The organism is Sinisalibacter lacisalsi, assembly GCF_014640115.1.
GTDB lineage: Bacteria > Pseudomonadota > Alphaproteobacteria > Rhodobacterales > Rhodobacteraceae > Sinisalibacter > Sinisalibacter lacisalsi.
The window spans coordinates 86,835-101,291 of the sequence record NZ_BMGI01000002.1 but is presented as its reverse complement, the minus strand read 5'-3'; the positions used below and the strand labels follow the sequence as shown (position 1 = coordinate 101,291).

The 14,457-nt window shown below is 67.4% G+C and carries 10 protein-coding genes; 5 read left to right on the top strand and 5 right to left on the bottom strand.

Annotated elements, in window-relative coordinates; genetic code table 11:
• Window positions 1-590 precede the first annotated feature (590 nt).
• On the top strand, window positions 591-1,124 hold the full coding sequence (locus IEW01_RS06305) for a helix-turn-helix transcriptional regulator (protein ID WP_188526783.1): 534 nt from the start codon (window positions 591-593) through the stop codon (window positions 1,122-1,124).
• A 324-nt stretch (window positions 1,125-1,448) separates the two neighbouring features.
• On the opposite strand, the gene IEW01_RS06300 is transcribed toward IEW01_RS06305, so the two are convergent.
• On the bottom strand, window positions 1,449-2,852 hold the full coding sequence (locus IEW01_RS06300; protein WP_188526782.1) for a hypothetical protein: 1,404 nt from the start codon (window positions 2,850-2,852) through the stop codon (window positions 1,449-1,451).
• 425 nt (window positions 2,853-3,277) lie between these two features.
• Here IEW01_RS06300 and IEW01_RS06295 point away from each other — a divergent pair, with 425 nt between their 5' ends.
• From IEW01_RS06295 to IEW01_RS06280, 4 genes are read left to right on the top strand one after another with little or no spacing between them, the layout of a single operon-like run.
• Complete coding sequence (locus tag IEW01_RS06295; protein ID WP_188526781.1) at window positions 3,278-5,110, top strand: non-ribosomal peptide synthetase; 1,833 nt, start codon at window positions 3,278-3,280, stop codon at window positions 5,108-5,110.
• Between the two features lie 8 nt (window positions 5,111-5,118).
• Window positions 5,119-6,732, top strand: a complete 1,614-nt coding sequence (locus IEW01_RS06290) for a thiamine pyrophosphate-dependent enzyme (protein WP_188526780.1) — start codon at window positions 5,119-5,121, stop codon at window positions 6,730-6,732.
• Window positions 6,729-10,910 (top strand): non-ribosomal peptide synthetase, encoded by a 4,182-nt coding sequence (locus IEW01_RS06285; RefSeq protein ID WP_188526779.1) that lies wholly within the window; start codon window positions 6,729-6,731, stop codon window positions 10,908-10,910. Before IEW01_RS06290 ends, IEW01_RS06285 begins: the two co-directional genes overlap by 4 nt.
• Window positions 10,907-11,359, top strand: coding sequence for a hypothetical protein (locus IEW01_RS06280; RefSeq protein WP_188526778.1), 453 nt, complete (start codon window positions 10,907-10,909; stop codon window positions 11,357-11,359). The genes IEW01_RS06285 and IEW01_RS06280 overlap by 4 nt, the downstream gene beginning before the upstream one ends.
• Window positions 11,360-11,391: 32 nt before the next feature.
• Here IEW01_RS06280 and IEW01_RS17750 read toward each other — a convergent pair whose 3' ends face one another.
• From IEW01_RS17750 to IEW01_RS06265, 4 genes are all read right to left on the bottom strand, one after another.
• Window positions 11,392-11,514 carry a hypothetical protein gene (locus tag IEW01_RS17750; RefSeq protein ID WP_268236803.1) on the bottom strand — a complete coding sequence of 41 codons (123 nt, stop codon included), beginning with the start codon at window positions 11,512-11,514 and terminating at the stop codon, window positions 11,392-11,394.
• Window positions 11,515-11,618: 104 nt separating this feature from the next.
• Complete coding sequence (locus IEW01_RS06275; RefSeq protein WP_188526777.1) at window positions 11,619-12,194, bottom strand: hypothetical protein; 576 nt, start codon at window positions 12,192-12,194, stop codon at window positions 11,619-11,621.
• 186 nt (window positions 12,195-12,380) lie between these two features.
• Window positions 12,381-13,214 (bottom strand): S-formylglutathione hydrolase, encoded by an 834-nt coding sequence (gene fghA / locus IEW01_RS06270; protein WP_188526776.1) that lies wholly within the window; start codon window positions 13,212-13,214, stop codon window positions 12,381-12,383.
• An 11-nt stretch (window positions 13,215-13,225) separates the two neighbouring features.
• Entirely contained in the window at window positions 13,226-14,353 is a 1,128-nt protein-coding gene (locus IEW01_RS06265) for an S-(hydroxymethyl)glutathione dehydrogenase/class III alcohol dehydrogenase (RefSeq protein WP_188526775.1), read from the bottom strand.
• Between the last annotated feature and the right edge of the window lie 104 nt (window positions 14,354-14,457).

The window sequence follows — 14,457 nt, the reverse complement described above, 5'->3', positions numbered from 1 at the left end:
ATCTGGCTGTGTGACCCCTCGATCTCGGCGGTGCCCGGGCTTCACACCACGGAGCCACCTTCCTTGCCGCTCACGGCAAAAGCCGTCTGGACCGCGCTGCCGGGTGGGGCGTATGCCGTTATCGACAATGACGGGTTTCGGCGGCCCGTTCAGACCGGGAGATGAACGTGACTATTCAAGCTATGGCAGAACACAAACATTGCCGTTGACCCTTCTATTCCAAATGGAAACCGCACCGGTGAGCCTACGCCGGGGCCGGCACGGCATGCGGGAGCGGATCACCCACGTGAATTAGCTTCACCTAAATGGTTGGGGTCCGCTCAATCGGACGCTTGCAGACTCAACATTTCATGCCAAAAGGTTACCCCACACCTTTCATCAGGCAAGGGTAGAAATGACACCTTCTTTCTACTAACTGTTGAATATTCTAATCGGCACAGTGCCAGGGAGCGAACGTCATCGCACAGGCAACGACAAGGGAATTCGGCCTCCGGCTGGAGCAGGCCATCGCGGCGTCGCCCCACGCCCCGCCAACCTCGCACGGCAGGCTGACCTGGCTCAAGCACGAGCTGGACAAGATCGGCGTGCGCGTGAGCGTGAACACCGTGCACAAGTGGGTGCACGGCGTAAGCCGTCCGCGGGAGGACAACATCCGGGCCCTCGCCGGCTTGTTGCAGGTCGATGAAGTCTGGCTCGCGCTTGGCCGGACACCGACGCCCGCAGCGACCGGCGCGAACGCCGGCGCGGATGCTGCCCACGGCGCGGCGCTTCTCGTGGCCGGACTGATCGAGGTCCGGGGCGGCCGCGTGACCTTCGCCTCCGCCAGCCAGGACGTGCCGCACTTCACCGCGAATTTCCGGGGCGACCGCTTCGACGTGATCGCGGTGTCGCCACAGACGGCAAGCGGGGAGGCCCTGAGCTTCGTCGTGCCCGAGCCGGTGGGCGATTGCCGGGTCATGGCGGTCGTCGCCAAGGAGCACGGGCCGGTGGCAGTCCTTGACATAACCAAAGCGGAGCGCCACAACTTTGGCGGGTTCTCAGTGATCGAACTGACCCGGGATCCGGAGGGGCGCCTCCACGATGCCGTCGGCGCAGTCATACCGGTCCAACAGGAGATCGCCTAGATGGCTTACCCCATCTTACCCCAGCGCGCGGCGGGAATTACGCCGGATTTTGGGGTAAATCCGGGGCCATTCGGTAAAAATGATCGTAACCGATTGATATCATTGATGTTAGAATTACGCTACCCGCTCCAATTTGCCCCATAAGTCACGGCAACGCAGCGGGCCATTGCCCGAAACGCGCGCCGGTGCGAAAAACCGCGCCGTATCCCGCACGCCGGAGGCTTTGCCATTGGTGGGCACGGCGCCGACGCTGAAAGACTGGATTCCGGAAGCCCCCACGCCCTTCCCCGCGGTTGGCCCGATCCGTCGGGCGACCGGCAGGCGCTACCGCTTGGTCCGACCGAACAGGATTGCATCCACCTCCCGCGAAATCACCGGCATCTTGTTCTGCTTGGCTGTTTTCACCAGACCGGCGAAGCCGCGGGGCAGAAAGAACGCGTTGATGACGTGACGGGACTCCGAATAGCTGAACTTCTCCACGTGAATGCAGACCAGCCGGAGCTGCCGCAGCAGTCCGTCCACCTCGGATTCCGACGCATCAAGGGGTATTCGGCGGTGAATCCAGCCTTTTTCGATCCTCTTGCAGGCGAGGCTTCGGAACTGTCCCGAGGCGAGGGCCGATTTCACCGCCGCGATGTCGATCACCAGCTCGGGAAACCTCTCGTTCCGGGCGGAACGCGGGAAGTAGTGATCGAGGATCGCGTCCGCCACGGCGTTCCCTGCGCCTGCCCCGAGCGACGGGAAGCTGTGAGCGCCGAGATGCGGGCGCGAGTTGACTTCGAGAACATATGCGACGTCGGCGGCTTCATCGTGAATGATGTCCACGCCGCAATTGGGCAGCCCCGTCGCGTTACAGGCCATCACCGCAGCTTTTCCCACGAGCCCGGGAAGCGTATCGGTGACGTCCCGGTTGTCGCCTCCCGCCGAGATGTTCCTGACGAACGAGAGCGTGACCGGCTCGAAGGCATGGGGAATGTCGTCGAGCGACCGACCGGTGCGCGACAGGGTCGCGGCCACCTCCAGCTTGTCAATCAGGCTGCTGCGCGTGCGCGGGTTGAGCGCGCGCTGGCGGTTCCTGGCGTCGATCAGGGCCTCGATGCTTGAAATGCCATCCCCCCTGACCTGGAGTGCCGGCCGTTCGTAGGCCGCGACGCAACGGTCCCCGACCACGAACACCCGGTATTCCGAGCCGGAAATATGCTCTTCAATGACGAAAGCCGCTTTCTGTCTGGTCGAGACGCTGCGTGTGTCCTCCGCCGTCAGGCCGACGTGCACACCCCGCCCAAGCGACCCCTGCTCCGGCTTGACGACGAACCTGTCGGCGCTGCTGGAGGCCAGGAAACGAGAAACGCCAGCCTCGTTCCCCGGCTTGAAGCTCGCGCCTCGCGGGGTCTTGATATTCCCGTGTTCGAAGAGCTTTTTCGACAGCGTCTTTGAATCGGCGGCGCTTGTGTGCACCCGCTTCGACAGATCCCCACGCGACTTGTCGAAAACATGAACCGATTTGCCGTCGGATATCCTGAGGTAGTTGCCGTTATAGTCGGGATGGCTTCCAAGGTATTCCCTGTCATCGCCGAGGAAGGTCTCGAAACTCACGTCGAGCCCACGTTGATAGGCCGCAAGCGCGATCAGGTAGGCGCACAATCCGGTTTCGCCGGCCTTGTGCGCAGCCTGAAGATGTGACTGCGCCGCCATCAGGTGGCTGTCGAGACGCTTGGGAGCGGTCATGCGGCAATCGCCTTTGCATATTGGCCCTGTCGGGGCGCAGGTCATCATTCGGACGTATCCGTATGAAATTGCAAAGACACCAACAACGTATCTTTCGTGAACGAGGCAAGGATGCGGACGGGTCGAGGACCACCATGCAGCGATCGCCCCGCATCTCGGCCATCCGGCCCCGTGCTCCGGCGACATGGATGCCCGGCCGCGCAGGGTGGAGCACCGAGGCAGGGCCCAGATGAGGGCACCAAACCGGCCGCATGCTGCGCGCACAGTGGATCCCGGGCGACCGCGCATCGGAGAACCGCGCCATCCATCCCGGTAATCCGCGTTCAGGCTTGTGCGGGCCCTTGCTTGTCTCATAGGCTGAAAGGCGACGGGGTGTTGCGCGCGTGCCGGTTCGTCCGGGACAGGATCGGGGAGAGGGGTTCAGATTGGTCGCACAAGATGGACTGTCCCACGCATTGCGTGGGCTGAAGCAGCGCTATGGCGCGAACATCGCGCTGTCTGACGGCAGCGCCGGCCCCGAGGTCACGTTCGCGGACCTGGTCGATGCCGCGGCTTCGATGCAGCACGACCTGTCGCGCACCGGCGTGCCCTCAGGTGGATTGATCGCGTATCGCTCGGCGTCCGCTTTCCTCTGCGCGAGGCTGGCCCTCAGCCTTGCGCCGCATTACCCCGCCGCGCCGATCCCGGCCAATGCCAAGCCGGCGGAGGTCCGCAAACTGATCGCGCTTCTGCGGCCGGCGGCGCTGGTGCTCACCGAGGACGACAAGGAGATTGCCGGCCTGGCCGGCGAACTGGGCATCGCAGTCCTGGTTGCGCGTCCGGACGGGGCGGATCGGTTCATCCTCTCCGCCGTGTCCGCGCCGGTGCCGCATGGCACGCCCGCACGGTGTCTCGACGGTGCGGGGGTCGTCCTGACCACATCGGGCACCACCGGTGCGCCCAAACTGGTGGCGCTCGATGAACATCGCCTCCTCCTGTCGGCAAGGAACATCGGACGATCCATCGCGCTGGATGAGGCCGATACGGCGGTCGAGATCATGCCGCTTCACCATATCCACGGCGTCGTCGCCGGGCTGCTCGCTCCGCTGCTTGCCGGCGCGAAGAACATCATCCAGCCCAGTCCCGATCCGGGCGCCTTCCTGAAAACCGCCGCGGCGGCGGGCGCGCGCTGGTACACGGCGGTTCCGACGATGCATCGCGCCATCCTCGACGAAGCGCGCAGGCAGCCCGACCGCGCCGCGCAATGCCGGTTCCGGTTTGCCCGTTCCGCCTCGTCGGCGCTGCCGCGCGAGGTGCGCCACGGCATCGAGCGCGTCTTCGGCTGCCCGCTCGTCGAGGCCTATGGCATGACGGAAACCACCAACCTGATCTGCACGCAAAGCCCGGAACCCGCGGGCCACTCCGGCAATGTCGGCCTGCCCTGCGGCGTGGACCTGGAGGTTCGCGGCGCCGACGGGGCGGCTCTCGGCGCTGGACGGCAGGGCGAAATCTGGGTCAAGGGCCCCTCGGTGATCGACGGGTATCTCGACAACCCGCAGGCCAACGCCGAAACCTTCGACGGTGCCTGGATGCGCACCGGCGACATCGGCCTTGTGAATCCCGACGGCACGGTCACGATCGTCGCCCGCGCCAAGGAGATCGTCAAACGCGGCGGCGCGCAGATCGCGCCCACGGAAATCGAGGATGTTCTGCTCGACCAGCCGGGCGTCGTCGACGCGATTGCCTTCGGCGTCACCCATCCCACGCTTGGCCAGGACCTCGCCGCCGCCGTCGTGATCGACCCCGCGTCCGACAACAACCCGCGCCTGCTGCGCGCGGCGCTGCTCGATGTCTTGTCGGATCACAAGGTTCCAAGCAGGATCGTTGCGGTTGAAGAAATCCCGAAGGGGCCGACCGGAAAACCGCGCCGGCTTGACATGGAGCACCTTCTTGCCGGCGAGCTGACCCCGAAACCCACGGCGCCGCAGAGCTTGAGCGAGGAAGTCCTGACCGCCCTATTCGCAGAGGCATTGCGCTGGGACGATGTCGGCCCGGACCATGATTTCTTTCTTTCCGGCGGGGATTCCCTTTCGGGCACGAGCATGGTGCTGGAAATGAACACCCTGCTCGGCCTGGGCCTCTCGCCGGAAGTGCTGTTTCGGTATTCGACCCCGGGCGAGCTGGCTGCCTATATCGACACCCTGGACGACGGCCGCGCGAAACGCATCATCGAATCGCTCCACGGCACCGAGACCGCGCCCACCGACGGCCATGGATGATCAGGCCCATGGCGCGAGATCTGCGCACCGATCCCACGTCGCCCGCCCGCCCCGTCACGGCGGTGATCGCTGCGTCACTGGCGCGCGCCGGTGTGCGCCGGGTCTACACGGTGCCGGGAGACATGGCCTACGGCATCCTGCGGGCCTGCGACGCTGCCGGGCTGGGCGTGTTTTCGTTGAGATCCCAGGCCACCGCGGTATTCGCGTCGGCGGCTGACAATCTCGCGTCCGGTCGGCTCGCGAGCGCGGTTCTGGTCACCCGCGGACCGGCGCTCGCGAATACCCTTTCGGCGCTTTCCTCGGTGGTCGCGCATGGCACGCCGGTCTTTCTGCTGGCCCCTTGCGAAAGCCCCGAGGATGCACGAGACGGGGCCTTCCAGGGGGCGATCCCGTTGCCCCTCGACGGTGATGCGCCCTTCGAAACCCTGCGGCTCGCGCAGCCGGAAGACCTGGCGGAAAAGATCGAGCAGGCGCTTGCCCGTGCCACGGGGCCGGGCCGGCGCTCCACGGTCGCGCTCGTCGAACGGGCGCTGCTCTCAAGCACCGCGGGTCCGTCCTGCGGGCAGGTTGCGCGGCTCTCGGACGATCGTGCGGGCGTCGCCCAAACCGCCGATCTGAAGGCCGCCGCCGCGATCCTCGGCGCGGCGGAAAACCCGGTGATCGTGGTCGGCCACCGTGCCCGCTGGTCCGCCCGCGAAACGGTTCTGGCGGAGCTGGCCACGCGGCTGAATGCCCCGCTCTGCCCAACCGGGCTTTCGATCGGTTTCGGTGGCGGCGCGCTTGCAAGCGTCCGGCAAGACCAGGTTCATCGCACCCTGGCCGCGGCGGATGCGGTCGTGCTGGTCGGGGCCGCCCTCGACTGGACGCTGCGCTTCGGCGCCGCTGTCGGCGATAGCGCACGCGTGATCGCGCTCCGCGACAGGGGTGACCACCCTGCCGAAAAACGCGCGCCCGAGATCATTCTGAAGGGCGAGATCGGCGAAAACCTCGAGGCGCTTCTGGCGCACCTGGCGCAGCGCACCGGCAGGGCGATGGACGGGACCGGGCCGGTTCATCCGGCGATCATTCGCCCGGATGCCGGGGCGCACCGCCCGCTCTTCGAGCGCATCGTCACGGCGCTTGCGGACGACTTTCCGGCCGGGGCCGGCCTCGTTCTCGACGGGAGCAGCGCCTTGATCCATGCCGCGCGGATCATCACGCCGACGGTGCCCTGGGCCCGGATCACGCCCGGGATCATGGGCCATCTCGGCTCCGGGATAGGCCACGCGCTCGGCGCCTGGGCGGGCGGGCGGTTCGGACGGGTCTTCCTTCTGAGCGGGGATTTCAGCCTCGGTCTTGCGCTGGCCGACCTGGAAAGCCTGGTCCGGTACAAGGCACCGGTCACGCTCCTTGTGTGCAATAACAACGGCCTCGCATCGGAGAACAACCAGCTCAGGGGCGGCGACGAGAGGATCGCACGTTACTCGGCAGCAACGGATTACGCCCGGGTGATGGACGGCCTCGGCGGTGCGGGGCACCGGGTGGAAAACCTCGAGGCCTGGGATGCTATCCGCCCGCGCGCGCTTGCCGGTGATGGCCCCTGCCTCATCGACATCGCCGACCGGGATGGATTGCCCGCGTGACGCTCGAAACCGCTTCCACCACGGCGCGCCGCAAGGCGATGCTCGACAGGCTGAGGCAATCCGCCGAGCCGCGGCCCCGCCCGGGGCCGGGCGCAGGGGTCGACTTTTCACCCGAGCAGCGAGCCCTCCTGAGCTCGGAGATGCTGCACAAGGCGCAACCGGTGGCGAACCTGGTGCGAAGCTGGTCCGTGGTCGGGCCGCTGGACGTGGCGGCGCTGGAACAGGCCTTCGCCCGGTTGGTGGATCGTCACGATGCGCTGCGGATGTCGGTCGTGCGCGACGGCAAGGGCGCAAGGCCGGTCTTCGCGCCTCACGTCGATGCCGCACTCCTCCAGCCGTCGGTCACTGGACGCACCGCCGATGAGCGCCTGGCGGAGATCGACGCGCAGATCGCGCGCGAAACCCTCGTCCCCTTCGCTCGGGACGGGTCAAATCTGTGGCGCGCAAGGCTCTACCGGGTGGACGAGACCCGTCACGTTCTCGCCGTCTTCATCCACCACCTGATCGCGGACGACTGGTCGTGGCGGATCCTCGCGCGAGATCTGTTCCGGTTCTACGAAGGCGCGATCACCGACAGCGACACCGGCCTGCCCCCGGCGGCGAGCTTCGCTGAGCATCTGTCCGCGCGAACGAGCCCCGAGCGCGCGCCAGTCGGGGCACCGCATCCGGAGATTCATTGGCCAGACACGGCTTTCGAACTGGATGGAGCCGAGGCGGTGCGCCGTGACATCGCCGAGCGCGCCCTCGACGCGGCACAAGCCGAGGCGCTGCGCGACGTCGCGCGCATACACGGCTGCACGCCGTTTCACTTCTTGCTGGCTTGCTACGCGTTTCTGCTCGCCACCTACTGCGATCAGGACGCCTTCGGCATTTCACTTTCGCCCGACAATCGAACCGGGCCCGCCGAGGCGAACGCCATCGGCCTTTTCGTGCGCAATGTCGAGGTCGGCGCCGACATCGGAGCCGCGCATACCTTCGCCGACCTGCTGCGCAACGCCCGGCACGAGCTCCGCAGCACGCTGGCGCGGACAACCGATCCGATCCATCTCGGGCGAGCGGTTATCGGCTATTACAATGCCCCCGATCCGGGGCTCGACGCGGGCAGGCTTTCGGTGACGGAACGCCCAACCCCGCAAGCCACGCAATCGGCCAATCTCCACCTGAGCCTCCATCCCGGCCCGACGGGGATCGCAGTCACCTTCGCCGGGCAACGGTCTCGGTTCAGCCGCGACATGCTCGAGCGGCTCGCCGATTGCTACCTTCTGATCGCCCGCCAGGCCATCGCCAACCCGCAAATCCCGCTCGCGGAGATCGACCTCGTCGCCCCGGCACAAGCCGCCGCGCAGGCCGACCGGTCGAACGCCGTGACCACGCCCGCCGATGGTGACGACATCACCACGCTGTTCGCCGGGATCGCCGCCGCCCATCCCGAGGAGGAGGCGCTGACGACGCCGAGCGCCACCCTGAGCTATGCCGCCCTCGACCGGAAGACCAACGCGCTTGCGCATTGGCTGCAACGCCAGGGCCTTGGCGAAGGCGATCGGATCGGCGTGGCCATGCCGCGCAGCGCCGCCGTATTCATGACCTGGCTCGCGGTGCTGAAGGCGGGGTTGACGGTGGTTCCGGTCGATCCCGATCTTCCGCTGCTGCGGGTCCGGCACATCCTCGACGCGGCCAACTGCAAGGCCCTGATATCGGGGCCGGGACCGGACGCCACTCTCGCGGACGAGGGCGCGCGGCTTCTGCACATGCCTGCCGCGTTTGAACTGGACGCGCTGCCCCAAACCCCTCCCCGGGTGATCGCCCGCAGCCCCGATCACGAAGCCTTCGTGATGTTCACGTCCGGCACCACCGGGCCGCCCAAGAGCATCCCCGTGCCCCATGCCGCGCTGGTCCGGCTCGCACGAGGCGCGCGGCACCTGCCGGTCGGCCCCGGCGACAGGATGATCCAGCTCGCCTCGCCCGGTTTCGACGGTAGTTTCGTCGAGGTCTGGGGCGCCTGGCTGCGTGGCGCCGCCCTTGTCCTTTTCGAGAAGAACATCTTTGCCGAAGGCGGCCTTGCGATCGAACTGCGCAAGCTGAAGCCGACCGCGTCGTTCATGACCACCAGCCTGTTCAACATGCTTGTCGATGCCGATCCCGCGGTGCTGTCGCCGCTGAAGTATCTCGCCATCGGCGGTGAAGCCGCATCGGCCTCGCATTGCCGCCGCGCGCGTGCGGCGAACCCTTCGCTGCGGTTGAGCAACGCCTACGGGCCGACGGAAAACGGTGCATTGACGACGAGCCACGAGATCCCGCCCGATCTGCGCGGCAAGGTCCCGATCGGCCGGCCGCTGCCCGGCAACATGGCGTTCGTTCTGTCGACCCATCAGCGCCCCGTGCCGGAGGGCTTCGCCGGAGAGCTCTGCGTCGGTGGGCCCGGCCTGTCGCCGGGTTACGAGAACCCGCCACAGGCGCGCGCGGAAACCTTCATCCGTCTCAACGCAGGGCGCCTCGGGCTGGGGGCCGGTGATCCGGTCACCCTTTATCGCACCGGCGACCGCGCGTGCTGGAACCCGGCCGGCGAAATCGAGTTTCTCGGGCGGCGCGATTCCCAGTTCAAGTTTCACGGGTTCCGCATCGAACCGTCGGAAATCGACTCCGCCCTGACCGACCACCCCGCCGTTGGCCGCGCGGCGACCATCCCCGACCGGCGCGGCGATGGAACGGTGTGCGGGATCACCGCCTATATCGAACCGGTCGGCGGCGTGATGCCAAGCGAGCGGGACCTGCGGGCTTTTCTCGCCAAGCGCCTGCCGCGGCCTGCCCTGCCCTCGCGCTATGTCCGCATCGACGCGATCCCACTCACCCCCAACGGCAAGGCGGATATCCCCGCGCTCGTGCAAAGCCAGCCCGCGGCGCAAGAGGAGCCGGGGGCGCGGTCCGACGATCCTCTCACCAGGATCTGGGAAGACGTCCTGCAGCGCAACGTGCCGGCCGGCGAAGCGGATTTCCACGCCCTCGGCGGCACCTCGCTGCAACTGGTGCAGATGATCCTCGAGGTCGAGAAGGTGTTCGGGGTCGAGGTGGATTTCGGGTCGTTCGCCGACGATCCGACCATCCAGCGTCTGCGCACCCTTATCGCCCTCAGCCCTTCCCGACAGGACGGCGATCGCCGTCATCTTCGGGTGCTGCGCGAGGGGCGGGCCGAGCTGCCGGCGATCGTTCTGCTGCCGGTGGCGACGGGCCAGGTGGCCTGGGCGATCGATCTCCTCGGGGCCCTGTCGGTGGAGAACCCGGTTCTCGCGCTGCGGTTCGAACCGCCGAGCGGCGTCCCGCTCGCCAGCACCCATTTCGCCGATCTCATCGAAAGCCTTCTCGATGATCTCGCCGGCCGCGACCCGGCCGGCCCCTTCACCCTCGTCGGTTTCTCCTTCGGCGGCACGCTCGCGGGCTACCTCGCGGGGCGCGCGGCGGAACGCGGGATCGACATCGACCGGATCATCGTGATCGACAGCAGCAGCCCGCTGGCGCGCCTGCCGCTGCCCGGGCCGGAACAGAAAACCGCCAAGCGGGCCCTGGTCGATCAGCTTTTTCTCTACCCCGCGGGCCCAATCACCTGCGAGTTCCACCTCCTGACATCGACGCGGCGCTTTCCCTTCGCCGGTGCGGACAACGGGTTGGGCTGGGCGCATTTCGCAACCGGCGCCGTGTCCGAATACGTATTCGATACCGATCACGGCGCGATGGTCACCCCGCCCGTCGCAGACCGCGTCGCGCGGCTGATCGAAGACATCCTCGCGCACCGGGCTCGGCCCGACCGCGCTCGGGAAAGTCGCTGCCAGCCCGCGCTCCTCGAGCAGATCCACCGGATCAAGGGCCACGCCCTGGCGGGGCGCCGGAGTGATGCGGCGCGGCTTCTCGAGCGCCTTGTGCCCGACAGCGGCGACATCCCCGCCTGGATCGTCGTGGGGCTGATCAGGATCTACCGCGAGACCGGCCAGGCCGATCGCCTGCGGGCTCTCGGCGCGATGTCCGACCGGTTCGCATCGCCATTGATCTGGGAAGCCCTCGCCCCCATCCCCGGCTACCAGAAACGCCGCATGCTCAGAGCCTGCTTGAGACATCCGGGCGCGCGCGCAGCGGCGCCCTGCCCCTGGTCGAGCTGCTCGCGCGCGCCGGTGAGGAGGCGCAGGTGAACGCCATCATCGACACCCTGCGCGCGGATCCGCGCTTACAGGTCGAGGCGGCGATCGCCGAGGCGATGCGGCGCGGCTTCTCCGGCGATCACGCGGCGGCGCGGGCGGCGATGCAAACCACGCTCGCCGCGTCCGAAGCCTATGCCGCCCACGCGCGCTGGTGCGCCCTGTTCCTGGCCCGCCTGGGCGCGGGTGGTGAAGCCGAGGCCATCCTCGCCAGCCAGAGCGCCCGGTTCGCCGATGCCATGAGCACGGTCAGACCTGTTGTCGACCGGATCGCCCGGAAAAAGGCAGCCCGGAAAGCCAAGGCGGCCGCCGCCGCCCGCCCGGCCGGCGACGCGTCGGGGCACCGAGGGCGCCCCTTCTGGCGGCGGCGGGCACTCACCGCGATGCGGGCGCGCCTGCTTCGGCTCGCCTGGCGTCTGCGCACCCGAATGCAGCGCCTGTGAGCCGCAAGGAGCCCCCTGACCCGGCTGCGCCATCATACCGCGCCGCGCCCCCGGTCCGGGCCGACCCTGTGCATCACCCGCCAGGCAGGCGTTTCCGCGCGTTCGGCCCAGGTCTCGTTTCGGCTGTGGCCGGCTTCGTCGGGCACATCAGGCACGCGCGGATCGCGATGAGACGGAAGGGCCGCGGCAAGGCCCCGCCTGCCGGCGCGCGGCCACCCGGACGCCGTGCCGGCGGCAGGCATGAGGCGGCCCGGGGGGATCAGAACCGGTAGGTCACGCCCAGGCCGGGTGCGATGATACCGGAATGGCCGAACACCGGTGGCACCGCGCGCAGGCCCCCGAACACGGTCATGTTCGTGCGCGGGATATCGTACAGGACACCCCCCTTGAGGTTACCGGCAAGCGTGAATGGACCGACCATGCGGTCGGCGGGGAAAAACCCCTCGTAGCCGACGATGACCCCGCCATCGAGGCCGGCGTAGAGGCCGAAATTCTCCATCGTCTCGAAACGGTATTGCACCTCCACGGAGGCGCCCACGGCATAGCTTTGCACGTCGAAGCTGTTGACGAAGGACATCGCGCTGAACCCGGTGACCAGGCTGAACCGGTCCGACAGCGGGAGGGCGACGCCGCAGGACACCACGAGCCCGTTCGACTTGACGTCGAGGCCCGAGAAGCCCTTCCAGTGCGCGGTTCTCGGGAACACCTCGAGGGAGACCTGGTCGCAGGGCAGAGGGCCGGCGACCTGGGCGGTCGCGGGTTCCGCGATCAAGGCGCACAGAACAAGCGCGCCGAGGCTTCGTCTTGACCGCGTGATGATGGAAAATCGGGTCATGGTGCCACATACCGCGGCGTTTCAAGCGGAATTCCTAGGGCGGCTCGCCGCGTGCCCCCAAGGTGGCCTGATCTCACCGAGGGATCAAGCGGTTTCGCGCCCCTCCCCTGCGCGGCGGCCGCGACCGCCGGGCTGGGCGCGGGCTGGCCACTCGGGCGGAAACCCGAAGCCCCAGATCCCTCGCTGCTACGCCCTCGCCAATGCCTTTGCGTGAAACTCGACATGGTCGCGCATGAAGGAGGCCACGAAGAAATAGCTGTGGTCATATCCCGGCTGGATCCGGAGCACGCTGTCTTGCCGGCGCGCGGCCATGGCCTCGGCCAGGGCTTCGGGGCGCAGGAGGTCGAGAAACTGGTCCGCGCCGCCCTGATCGACGAGCACCGGCCCTTCAAAGCCGCGCGCCCGCATCAGCAAGGTGGCATCATGGGCGGCCCACGCGCCCTCGTCCGACCCCAGATAGGCGGTGAACTGCTTGCGCCCCCAGTCGCTCTGCGTCGGGTTGGTAATGGGCGAGAAGGCCGACACGGACGCGAACCGCCCCGGCAGCCCCATCGCGATGGTCAGCGCGCCATGCCCGCCCATGGAATGGCCCGTGATCGCCTGCCGTCCCTCGTCCAATGGAAAGTTGTCGAAGAGCAGGCGCGTCAGGTCAACGGTCAGGTAATCCCACATCCGGAAATGCGGCGCCCAGGGGGCTTCAGTCGCGTTCACGTAGAACCCCGCCCCCTGCCCCATGTCGAAGGCCGCGTCATCGGCTACCTCCGGCCCGCGCGGCGAGGTGTCGGGAAAGACCAGCGCGATCCCGGCCTCCGCCGCCCAGCCCTGGGCCGCGGCCTTGGTCATGGCGTTCTCATGCGTGCAGGTCAGCCCCGACAGATACCACAGCAGCGGCACTTTGCCCTGCGCCGCCTGCGGCGGCAGGAACAGCCCGAAGGTCATGTCGGTGCCCGTGGCGGCGGAGGCGTGGGAATAAACCCCCTGCACACCGCCGAAACAGCCGGTCTCGGACTGGGTTTTCATCGCACGCCCTCTCAATACTCGACGACGGCACGGATCGACTTGCCCTCGTGCATCAGCTCGAAGCCCTCGTTGATCTGATCGAGGGTGAGCTTGTGCGTGATCATCGGGTCGATCTCGATCTTGCCGTTCATGTACCAGTCGACGAATTTCGGCACGTCCGTGCGCCCTTTCGCGCCGCCGAAGGCCGTGCCTTTCCACACGCGGCCGGTGACGAGCTGGAAAGGCCGGGTCGAGATTTCCGCCCCCGCGGGCGCGACGCCGATGATCACCGACACCCCCCAGCCGCGATGGCTGCATTCCAGCGCATCACGCATAACCTGCACGTTGCCGGTGGCGTCGAAGCTGTAGTCGACCCCGCCGATCAGGTCGTCGCCGCGTTGCGTCAGCTTGACGATTTCCTGAACCGTGTTTTCGACCTTCGAGGGGTTGATGAAATGCGTCATCCCGAACTTGCGCGCCATCTCTTCCTTACCATCATTCAGGTCGACCCCGATGATCATGTCCGCGCCCGCCATGCGCAGGCCCTGGATGACGTTCAGGCCGATCCCGCCCAGCCCGAAGACGGCCGCCGTCGATCCGATCTCGACCCCGGCGGTGTTGATCACCGCGCCGATGCCGGTCGTCACGCCGCAGCCGATGTAGCAGATCTTGTCGAAGGGGGCGTCGTCGCGCACCTTGGCCAGGGCGATCTCGGGCATGACCGTGTGATTGGCGAAGGTCGAGCAGCCCATGTAGTGGTAGATCGGCGTGCCATCGAGCATGGAAAACCGCGTGGTGCCATCGGGCATCAGGCCCTTGCCCTGGGTGCCCCGAATGGCCGTGCACAGGTTGGTCTTGCCCGACCGGCACGAGTAGCACTCGCGGCATTCGGGCGTGTAAAGCGGGATCACGTGGTCACCGGGTTTGAGCGTCGTGACACCTTCGCCCACTTCCAGCACGATGCCCGCGCCCTCGTGGCCGAGGATCGACGGGAACAGCCCTTCGGGGTCGGCGCCCGAGCGGGTGAACTCGTCGGTGTGGCAGATGCCCGTGGCCTTGATCTCGATCAGCACTTCGCCCGCCTTGGGACCGTCCAGATTGACCTCCATCACTTGCAGCGGTTGTCCGGCCTCAAGGGCGACTGCGGCGCGCGTTCTCATCCGATTGATCCTTCCCGAAAACTGATTTGCTCCAGTGTCGGGACAGCGGCGATGCAGCGCAAGGGGCCAAATGGGTCTGCAGCGATGCTTTCTATTGCTGGGCT

Coding starts and splice junctions, on each gene's coding strand:
- fghA (WP_188526776.1), bottom strand. CDS start 13,214: ATGAAAACCCAGTCCGAGACCGGCTGTTTCGGCGGTGTGCAGGGGGTT.
- IEW01_RS06265 (WP_188526775.1), bottom strand. CDS start 14,353: ATGAGAACGCGCGCCGCAGTCGCCCTTGAGGCCGGACAACCGCTGCAA.
- IEW01_RS06290 (WP_188526780.1), top strand. CDS start 5,119: ATGGCGCGAGATCTGCGCACCGATCCCACGTCGCCCGCCCGCCCCGTC.
- IEW01_RS06275 (WP_188526777.1), bottom strand. CDS start 12,194: ATGACCCGATTTTCCATCATCACGCGGTCAAGACGAAGCCTCGGCGCG.
- IEW01_RS06300 (WP_188526782.1), bottom strand. CDS start 2,852: ATGACCGCTCCCAAGCGTCTCGACAGCCACCTGATGGCGGCGCAGTCA.